11 protein-coding genes are annotated in these 10,126 nt (G+C 40.4%); 5 read left to right on the forward strand and 6 right to left on the reverse strand.

The genetic code is table 11. The features are described from left to right. Genes mnmE through rpmH form a run of 6 tightly spaced genes read right to left on the reverse strand, consistent with a single transcriptional unit; the run spans position 1 to position 3,973 of the window. On the reverse strand, positions 1 to 1,374 hold the full coding sequence (mnmE, locus tag QVP35_RS10470; RefSeq protein WP_009290242.1) for a tRNA uridine-5-carboxymethylaminomethyl(34) synthesis GTPase MnmE: 1,374 nt from the start codon (positions 1,372 to 1,374) through the stop codon (positions 1 to 3). Between the two features lie 55 nt (positions 1,375 to 1,429). Continuing rightward, positions 1,430 to 2,206 carry an RNA-binding cell elongation regulator Jag/EloR gene (jag, locus tag QVP35_RS10475; protein WP_009290243.1) on the reverse strand — a complete coding sequence of 259 codons (777 nt, stop codon included), beginning with the start codon at positions 2,204 to 2,206 and terminating at the stop codon, positions 1,430 to 1,432. 1 nt (position 2,207) lies between these two features. Next, on the reverse strand, positions 2,208 to 3,200 hold the full coding sequence (locus QVP35_RS10480) for a YidC/Oxa1 family membrane protein insertase (RefSeq protein ID WP_227040697.1): 993 nt from the start codon (positions 3,198 to 3,200) through the stop codon (positions 2,208 to 2,210). Continuing rightward, a complete protein-coding gene (gene yidD, locus QVP35_RS10485) occupies positions 3,200 to 3,442 on the reverse strand; it encodes a membrane protein insertion efficiency factor YidD (RefSeq protein WP_006568116.1) in 243 nt (80 codons plus the stop codon). The genes QVP35_RS10480 and yidD overlap by 1 nt, the downstream gene beginning before the upstream one ends. After that, complete coding sequence (gene rnpA / locus QVP35_RS10490; RefSeq protein ID WP_006568115.1) at positions 3,439 to 3,786, reverse strand: ribonuclease P protein component; 348 nt, start codon at positions 3,784 to 3,786, stop codon at positions 3,439 to 3,441. Before rnpA ends, yidD begins: the two co-directional genes overlap by 4 nt. A gap of 52 nt (positions 3,787 to 3,838) precedes the next feature. Beyond that, positions 3,839 to 3,973: a 50S ribosomal protein L34 gene (rpmH, locus tag QVP35_RS10495; RefSeq protein ID WP_006568113.1), complete on the reverse strand. Its 135-nt coding sequence runs from the start codon at positions 3,971 to 3,973 to the stop codon at positions 3,839 to 3,841. 429 nt (positions 3,974 to 4,402) lie between these two features. On the opposite strand from rpmH, the gene dnaA reads away from it, so the two are divergent. The 5 genes from dnaA to gyrB all read left to right on the forward strand — a co-directional run. Next, positions 4,403 to 5,746, forward strand: a complete 1,344-nt coding sequence (dnaA, locus tag QVP35_RS10500; protein WP_006565388.1) for a chromosomal replication initiator protein DnaA — start codon at positions 4,403 to 4,405, stop codon at positions 5,744 to 5,746. Between the two features lie 254 nt (positions 5,747 to 6,000). Next, on the forward strand, positions 6,001 to 7,104 hold the full coding sequence (gene dnaN, locus QVP35_RS10505) for a DNA polymerase III subunit beta (protein WP_009290244.1): 1,104 nt from the start codon (positions 6,001 to 6,003) through the stop codon (positions 7,102 to 7,104). 13 nt (positions 7,105 to 7,117) lie between these two features. Beyond that, positions 7,118 to 7,327, forward strand: a complete 210-nt coding sequence (locus tag QVP35_RS10510) for an RNA-binding S4 domain-containing protein (RefSeq protein WP_006565390.1) — start codon at positions 7,118 to 7,120, stop codon at positions 7,325 to 7,327. Positions 7,328 to 7,338: 11 nt separating this feature from the next. After that, on the forward strand, positions 7,339 to 8,424 hold the full coding sequence (recF, locus tag QVP35_RS10515; RefSeq protein WP_006565391.1) for a DNA replication/repair protein RecF: 1,086 nt from the start codon (positions 7,339 to 7,341) through the stop codon (positions 8,422 to 8,424). Positions 8,425 to 8,433: 9 nt separating this feature from the next. Continuing rightward, on the forward strand, positions 8,434 to 10,126 hold a 1,693-nt coding region (gene gyrB / locus QVP35_RS10520), incomplete at its 3' end, for a DNA topoisomerase (ATP-hydrolyzing) subunit B (RefSeq protein WP_288187864.1).

Here is a 10,126-nt window from a genome sequence, read left to right on the forward strand (position 1 = left end):
CTATTTACCCATACAAAATTCTGCAAATATTTCATTTACCAGATCCTCGCCCACAGACTCCCCAATAATATAGCCAAGTTCCTCATAGGCATCCATGAGATCAATCGAAAAGAAATCCTCCGGCATCCGGTCCTCGATGCTTTTCAGAACCAGATCAAGGCTGTCCTTTGCATTTGCCAGCGCTTTCTTATGTCTCATATTTGTAATGTATACTTCGTCGTTAAACGATACCCTTCCGTTAAAGAAAAGATCATTGATCCTCTCATAAAGATCTTCCAGTCCGTAAAGACTTTTCGCCGATACTGGAACGATATTTTGGAATCCTCTGTCAAGAAACTCACTTTCAGAAACTTTTGTTTCCAGATCTGATTTATTTAACAGTACAATTACCTGCTTTCCGTTAAGAAGCTTCATAATTTCCTCGTCTTCTTTTGTCAGCGGAACCGAAGTATCCACAACATAGAGGACGAGATCCGCTTTTATCACCGAATCTCTCGCTTTATCCACACCGATCTTCTCAACAACATCATCCGTATCCCGAATACCCGCCGTATCGATCACATTCAGCGGAATCCCGTTGATCTGAATCGACTCTTCCAGAGTATCCCTTGTAGTTCCTGCGATATCTGTGACAATAGCTCTTTCTTTACCCAGCAGGACATTTAATATCGAAGACTTCCCGGCATTGGGTTTTCCCACAATTGCCGTGTGAATACCTTCTTTCAATATACGCCCGTTGTCGGATGAATCAAGATACTTCTGAATGTCATCCCTGGCGTGCTCTACCTGTACTTTCAGCTGTTCAGAGAATCCGTCTACAGAATAATGCTCAGGGTCATCCAATGCGGATTCAATAAACGCCACACTATGAACAATCTCTTTTCTCAAAGAACGAATTTTTTCAGAAAGACTTCCTTTTAACTGCTTTAAGGATGTTTCCATGGCAAATTCATTTTTGGAGTGAATCAGATCCATTACGGCCTCTGCTCTGGAAAGATCAATCCTCCCGTTTAAAAATGCCCGTTTTGTAAATTCACCCGGTTCTGCCGGCCTCGCCCCGGCTTCAATGATACAAGACAGTATTTTTTTCATCACGACGACTCCGCCGTGACAGTTGATCTCCGCCACGTCTTCGGCAGTATAGGAATGAGGACCTTTCATAATCAGAAGAATACATTCATCAATATCCTTTCCGTCCTTCACTGCATGTCCGTAATGAGCCGTATAAGTGGCTGCCTTTTTTATATCTTTTTCTCTTTTCGGGCGGAATACTTCAGAAGCAATATCTATGGCTTCCGGCCCGCTGATTCTTATAATCCCAATCCCGCTGCTGGACAGCGGTGTAGCGATCGCTGCGATTGTATCTGTTCCCATTTCAATGTCCTCCGCAAGGCAAAAAAGGGCTGCCGCAAAAGGCAACCCAAATTCATTATTTTTTCAGCATGACAACCACTCTGCGGTAAGGATCTTTTCCCTGACTTTTTGTCACGATCTTAGGATCTCTCTGAAGTGCAGAATGGATAATCCGGCGTTCATTCGGATTCATAGGCTCCAGATGAACCGGTTTTTTTGTCTTCTTCACTTTATTTGCAATGCTGAGCGCAAGCTTTTCTAAAGTTTCCTGTCTGCGCTCCCTGTAATTCTCCGTATCAAGCTTTACTTTAATAAAAGCTTCGCTTTCTTTATTCACAAACAGGCTCGTGAGATATTGGAGTGCATCCAGTGTCTGTCCGTGCTTTCCGATCAGAGCGCCCATCTTTTCACCGGTAACATTAATATTCAGCACATTTCCGGTCGTATTATAATAAAGATTTAATTTAGGAACAAGTCCCATCGCCTTTAATACTTCATCCAGATATGCTTCTGTGTCGTCTATGATCTGATCAATATTATCCGGGCGTTTATAAACTTTTTCTTTCGGATTCTCACTGGCAGCCTTCTTGGGTTCCTGGACCTGTTTCTTTTTCTTTTCTGGAGCAGCCTGCACCTCCGCTGTTTTCTCAGGTTTATCTTCCATTACAGGCTCAGCCGGTTTTTCTTCTTCCGTCAATTCAATGATCACCGGCTTTTTAAAGAGTCCTAAAAATCCGTTGCTCCCTTTGTCAATCACTGCATACTGAATTTCTGTGCTCGGAATTCCCAGCTCCATGGCCGCATTCATAACCGCATCAGATTCCGTTTTGCCAGTAAAACGCGTTACTGCCATTTTATTTTCCCCCTTTATCCATCCGGTTCTTCACGATATTTGCCTTAGATGCAATTCCTCCCTGGGATTCTGTGTTATACTCTACATTTTTTGTGACTTTTTTCTTTGCAATGCTGCTGATCGTATTATCCTGGGATGATTCTGACGGTGTACTGCCGTTTGCAGCACCCATCATTTTTTCATACATTGAAGGACCCTTTTTCTTAGCTTTCTTCTTGGCTGCTTTCTCTCTGCTCTTCTCAATGATCTTCTGCATGTTTGTATGATTATAGTAATTATTGATCAAAATCTGCTGTACCCACTGGAAAACTGCACTTGCAGTCCAGTAAATACCAATTCCCACCGGAAGAGTGATACACATGAATAAAGACATAATAGGCATCATCAGCATCATATTCTTAGACATACCTGCCGCCGGATTATCTGAATCCATGTCTGCCATAGATGTACGTGCACTTAAATATTGAAAGAAAGCGGACAAAAGCGGGATAATAAGATAAATACTCAGTTTGAATCCCGGTGTATTCTGAATGTTAATTCCAAGAACAAATTCATACGCACTCTTAGGAATGTTAGGAATATAACCTTCCAGATTTCTGACTACATAATACAGAGCCATGATGATCGGAAACTGGATCAATGTAGTCGCACATCCTCCGGTAGGGCTTGTCCCATACTTGTCATAGACTTTCTGCATCTCTTCCTGCTGTTTCATCATAGATGCCTGATCTCTCTTACCACGGTATTTCTTCTGAATCTTCATCATTTCAGGCTGTGCCACCTGGTTGATCTTCATACTTCTCTGCTGCTTGATCGTCAGCGGAAAAATAATCAACTTTGAAATCAATGTAAACAAAATAATACACAATCCAAGATTCTCAATACCGACAGCTGATAATCCATTGTAAATCCACTTCATGATCTCGCCGAAAACCCATACAATCGGAGACAATAATCCACCGCTGCCTGCCTGGGCTGCTTGAGCCAAATACATCATTTCTTTTTACCTTTCACCTTTCTCACTTCCGGAACAGGATCATATCCTCCCTTTGCAAAAGGGTTACATCTCAATATTCGAAACACAGCCAGAAGGCTTCCCTTCAGCGCGCCGTGTTTTTCCAGTGCTTCAACTGCATACTCTGAACAGGTCGGAGTATAAATGCAAGTTCCTTTTCCTTTTAATTTAGACAAATGTGCTCTATAAAACTGTATCAAATAAATCAAAATCTTTTTCAATGTTTTTCATCTCTTTTTAAACGATGAAGCTTCATCAGATGGAGCAAAGCACTTTCCACCGTGTGAAAACCTTCATCCTTAACCGTATTTCTGGCAATAACTACAAGATCAAATCCCTGCTTAAACTCTGACTCACGAAGACGGTAACTCTCTCTCAGAAGCCTGGTCACCCGGTGTCTCACGACACTGTTTCCCACCTTCTTGCTGACAGAGATTCCAAAACGATTATAATTAAGCTGATTTTCCCTGCAGTATAAAACTAAATATCTGTTTGCTTTTGATTTACCGGTTTTATATACCTGCTGAAATTCCTTAGTTGTTCTTAATGAATGATAATGCTTCATATCTTTTCCTTCCCTATTATTTAGAGAAAAGAAAAGGTCACATCACTGCGACCTATGCTGACAATCTATTTCTTCCTTTTGCTCTTCTGCTCTTAATAACTTTTCTTCCGTTAGCAGTGCTCATTCTCTTTCTGAAACCATGAACTTTAGATCTCTGTCTTTTCTTTGGCTGAAATGTCATTTTCATGTCTAGAAACACCTCCTTAATCAAAAAATAGTAATTTTATATATGAAACCATATATTTTCTAAAAAACATCACTCCCATTATAGTCAAAATTACCTGCATAAGTCAAGAGAATTCTATGTTTTTTTGCGATAAAGTTATTCCATCCATAGATATTGTAGGACTCTAAAAAGTTATACACAATTTGTGGATAACATGTGGAAAACTATGTGAAATATTTGTTTATCATATGTTTATATGTGTCGAAACCCCTGATATTTCCTAGTGTTTATTTTGTGAATAAATTTATCCACAGTTTTTCACAGACAACATATATTGTATTATGATTGTACTTATTATATGAAAGAAACATTGAAAAAAAAATTCTTTTGTTATACACTAGTAATAGTGTATTTTTTTAAACTTATTTAGAAAGAGGTCCGTAAAAATCAATGAAGAAAAAAATCGAAGCGATCTGGGATGACGTTTTGTTAAAACTTGAACAGGAACACGATATTTCAAGTGCTGCCATCAACGCCTGGATTAAACCCCTCAATATTAAAGAAGTGAAAGACGATCAGATTGTTTTGTCATTGAACAGTAATTTTGATGCCAGAGGCATACATTTTATTGAAAGTAAGATGTATGACTTTTATATTTCTCTGGCCATTCAGGATATCACAGGTAAAAAATACGAAATTTCTTTTGTTCTGGAAGAAGCTAAGAAGAAAAAGGCTCCTGCATCCCGCACGGATACCCAGCTTCAGGATTCCAATAACTTAAATCCGAGATATACGTTCGACAGTTTCGTCGTCGGAACAAACAACCAGATGGCTCATGCCGCCTGCATTGCTGTGGCAGAAGCTCCGGCGGAAGCTTACAATCCGCTTTTTTTATACGGCGGCGCCGGATTGGGGAAAACCCATCTGATGCACTCAATCGCCCATTACATTATGGAAAATAACAGCAAACTCAAGGTCCTGTACGTGACCAGTGAAGATTTCACCAACGAAGTCATCAATGCGATCCATCACAACAAACAGGAAGAGCTCAGAAACAAATACAGGACCATCGACGTACTCCTGATCGATGATATTCAGTTTATAATAGGTAAAGACAGCACCCAGCAGGAGTTTTTCCATACATTTAATGCTTTGTATAATTCCAAAAGCCAGATTATCATATCTTCCGATAAGCCTCCGAAAGAAATCGAGACTTTGGAAGAACGTTTGAGGACCCGTTTTGGCTGCGGGCTGACGGCAGATATTCAGCCTCCTGATTATGAGACGAGAATCGCGATTTTAAGAAAACGCGCCGAACTGGATCACATTTATATCGACGATGCTATATTTGACTACATAGCCTCAAACATTAAATCGAATATTCGAGAACTGGAAGGAGCACTGAACAAAATCAGGGTATATTCCAAACTCGAAAAAAGACCGATTGATCTTGATTTAGCTAAAATTGCCCTAAAAGACCTTGTGGACAATGATACTGTTGTAAAAATTACACCAGATCTGATCATCACTACGGTGGCTGAACATTTTAACATCCAGCCGGCTGATATTATATCCAAAAAACGAAGCCATGATATCGCATATCCAAGGCAGATCTGTATGTACCTGTGCAAGAAACTTACGGATACTTCTTTTGTAAAAATAGGTGAGTATCTCGGAAAAAGAGACCACTCTACGGTCATTCATGGCTCAGAGAAGATTGAGAAGGATTTACAGAAAGATTCTTCTTTATCCACGACCCTTGACGTTATTATAAAAAAAATGAACCCCTCATAAGGCTTATACACAGAATCTTGTGGATAACCTGTGTCTTTTGTGTTGATAATGAAAACCTTAATTTCAGGCTTGTTGATAACCTTCGAGTTATGAAAGCTTTATCCGTGGCTTTTTAACAAGTTATTAACCCTAATTCAGCCTTAAATTAAGCCGTTTTTTAGGGTTATTCACAAATCCACAGCCCCTACGGCTTATACTGCGGATTTTTAATATATATTTAAGTATTTTTGAACCTGAAAGGAGTTATACACAATATGAAAATCGTTTGTAATAAAAGCGACCTGGTTTCCGGTGTCAGCATTGTATCCAAAGCTGTTTCCAATAAGACAACACTACCTATTCTTGAATGCATTCTTATGGAGGCAAGTGCCGGTACAATTACATTGACTGCAAATGACATGGAACTGGGCATCGAGACAAACATAGAAGGAAATATTTTAGAACAGGGAAAAATCGCTCTGGATGCCAAGTTATTTTTTGAGATCGTCAGAAAACTGCCGGATAATGATGTTACGATCGAAACAGATTCTGATTACAAAGCAACTATCACTTGTGAAAAAGCATGTTTTCATATTGTGGGACAGGAAGGATCAGAATTCCCATATCTTCCGGAGATTGAAAAAGAAAAAAGCATCACTTTGTCTCAGTTTACTCTGAAAGAAGTTATCAGGCAGACAATATTTTCCATTTCTGACAATGAAAATAATAAACTCATGACAGGTGAGCTGTTTGAGGCTGAAGACAAAAAATTAAATGTTGTATCGCTGGACGGACACAGAATTTCCATCAGAAACATTGAATTAAAAGAGAGTTATGATTCTTTTAAAGTTGTCGTTCCAGGAAAGACACTTCAGGAAATTACAAAAATTATTTCAGGTGATGCGGAAAAAGATGTTATAATTTACGTGACGAATAAGCATATCTTATTTGAATTTGATCAGACCAGAGTTGTTTCAAGACTTTTGGAAGGGGAATACTATAAGATAAGTCAGATGCTGTCCAGTGATTATGAGACGAAGATCACGATCAACAAAAAGGAATTTTTGGACTGTATTGACCGTGCCAGTCTTTTGATCAGAGAATCTGACAAGAAACCTATCGTTATCAATATCACTGATAATTCTCTGGAGCTGAGTATTTCATCTTTCTTCGGATCAATGGAGGAAAACATCCTGATTCAGAAAGAGGGAAGGGATATCCTGATTGGATTTAATCCAAAATTTTTGATGGATGTACTGCGTGTCATTGATGATGAGGAAATCAATATATACCTTGTCAATCCGAAGGCGCCCTGCTTTATCAAGGATGATTCGGAATCCTATATTTACTTAATACTTCCGGTAAATTTCAATCACTAGAAAGGAAATCTTGATGGAGCAGATTAAATTGAGTGAAGAGTATATAAAACTCGGCCAGGCATTGAAGGCTGCCGGTCTTGTAAGTTCAGGGGTGGAGGCAAAGATCGTCATTCAGGACGGACTGGTCAGTGTCGATGGAGAGATTGATACGAGAAGGGGAAAAAAGCTGTACGGCGGAGAAGTCATCGAATTTGACGGACAGGCTGTAAAAATTGTGAAATAATCGGGTGCCTTATGTATATTCAGTCTTTAGAGTTAAAAAACTATCGGAATTATGACCGTCTGATCATTGAGTTCTCCAGCGGCACCAATATCTTGTACGGTGATAATGCGCAGGGGAAGACGAATATCCTTGAGGCAGTTTATCTGGGGGCAACAACCAAGTCCCACCGCGGAAGCAAGGATAAGGAGATCATACGTTTCGGAGAAAATGAATCCCATATAAGGATTCATCTGATGAAACAGGACATTGGGCACCAGATTGACATGCATCTGAAAAAGAGCAGGACAAAGGGTGCGGCCATTGACCGGATTCCCATCAAGAGATCCAGCGATCTTCTTGGCTTTGTCCCTGTCATATTTTTTTCGCCGGAAGATCTGAGTATTATAAAAAACGGGCCTTCTGAGCGGAGAAAGTTTTTAGATATTGAGCTTTCACAGCTTGAAAAAATGTACCTTCATCAGCTTTCCAGCTATAACAGGGTGATGGCACAGAGGAATAACTTACTAAAGCAGCTGGCTTACCAGCGTGAACTTTTGGATACATTAGACAGTTGGGATCTCCAGCTTGTCAAGTATGGATCGGAGGTCATCCGGTACCGGCAGAAATTTATTGAGGATCTCAATGAGATCATCAGGGAGATCCATAAGAATCTGACGGGAAAAAAAGAAAAAATTGTTTTGAAATATGATTATAGTGTAAACTATGATGAATTTCTGACCGTTTTACAGAGAAAGAGAGAGATTGATTTAAAATATGCTTCCACAGGGGCAGGGCCTCACCGCGATGATATTGAATTTTTGGTAAATGGAATTGATATCCGCAAATTTGGGTCACAGGGGCAGCAGAGGACAGCAGCCCTTTCATTGAAACTTGCTCAGATTGAGTTAGTAAAAAGACAGACCGGAGAGACACCGATTCTGCTCCTGGATGATGTGCTGTCAGAACTGGACAGCAGCCGGAAGAATTATCTTTTGGACAGTATAAAAGACATTCAGACTTTGATCACATGCACAGGGCTGGAAGAATTTATTAACAGTCATCTGCAGATTGACAAAATGTTTCAGGTCAAATCAGGTAAAATTGTCAGAGAAAATTAGGAGGAACGTATGGGCACTGAGAAAAAAGGAGAATATGGTGCGGATCAGATTCAGATCCTGGAGGGACTGGAAGCTGTACGAAAAAGGCCCGGAATGTATATTGGAAGTACATCCGCCAAAGGGCTTCATCATTTGGTATATGAAATTGTGGACAATGCGGTCGATGAATCACTGGCAGGTTACTGTGATACGATTTATGTGACACTGAACAAAGATAATTCTGTTACGGTGCGTGACAACGGAAGAGGGATTCCGGTGGGGATGAATAAGAAAAAGGGCGTATCCAGCGTGGAAGTCGTATTTACAATTCTTCACGCAGGAGGAAAATTCGGAGGCGGAGGATATAAGGTTTCCGGAGGACTTCACGGTGTGGGATCATCCGTAGTAAATGCTCTGTCCAACTGGCTGGAAGTCAATGTTCATACAGATGGGAAAATATATAATCAGCGATATGAAAAGGGAAAAGTATGTTATCCTCTGAAGGTTGTGGGAGAGACTGAATTAAACGGAACCGAAGTAAGCTTCCTGCCCGATGATACAATCTTCGAAGAAACAATATTTGAATATAAAGTGTTGAGACAGCGTCTGCGTGAGACAGCATTTTTGACAAAAAACCTGAGAATTATTCTCAGAGATGACCGTCAGGAAGAACCTGTCGAAGAAGTATTCCACTATGAAGGCGGGATTAAGGAGTTTGTCACTTATTTAAACAGAGGAAAAGAAGCCCTCTATGATCAGGTAATCTACTGTGAGGGAGAAAAAGACGGGGTTTATGTAGAGGTTGCTATGCAGCACAATGACTCCTATAACGAAAACTCTTTAAGCTTTGTCAATAATATTATTACGCCGGAAGGGGGAACCCATCTGTCCGGCTTTAAAAACGCGCTGACAACAACCTTTAATGATTATGCAAGAAAGAATAAGCTGCTGAAGGAAAATGAGAGTAATCTTTCCGGAGAAGATATCCGTGAGGGACTTACATCCGTCATCAGCATTAAACTTGGCGAGCCTCAGTTTGAGGGACAGACAAAACAAAAGCTTGGAAACAGCGAAGCCAGAGGAGCAGTCAACAGCATTGTCAATGAGCAGCTTACCTATTTTCTGGAACAAAATCCGGCAGTTGCAAAGATTATATGTGAGAAAGCAGTTTTGGCGCAGAGAGCCAGAGATGCTGCCAGAAAAGCAAGAGATCTTACCAGAAGGAAGACTGCTTTGGATGGGTTCAGCCTGCCCGGAAAACTGGCGGACTGTTCTGACAAGAATCCTGAAAACTGTGAGATTTATATCGTCGAGGGTGATTCTGCGGGAGGTTCCGCAAAGACGGCCAGATCCCGTGCAACCCAGGCAATCCTTCCTCTGAGGGGAAAAATTCTTAACGTAGAGAAATCCAGACTCGATAAGATTCTGATGAATAAAGAAATTCAGGCAATGATCACAGCCTTCGGCACAGGCATTCATGACGATTTTGATATTGAGAAATTACGGTATCATAAAATTATTATTATGACAGATGCCGATGTGGACGGAGCCCATATTGCAACGCTTCTCCTTACGTTCTTTTACAGGTTCATGCCGGATCTGATCAAGGAGGGATACGTATATATGGCTCAGCCGCCGCTTTACCGTGTGGAGAGAAATAAAAAGTTTTGGTATGCTTACTCTGATCAGGAATTGAACAATATTGTCAATGAGATCGGAAGAG

It is taken from the genome of Anaerostipes sp. CAG:276, from assembly GCF_000432215.1.
In the GTDB taxonomy this organism is placed as follows: Bacteria; Bacillota; Clostridia; order Lachnospirales; family Lachnospiraceae; genus Anaerostipes; species Anaerostipes caccae.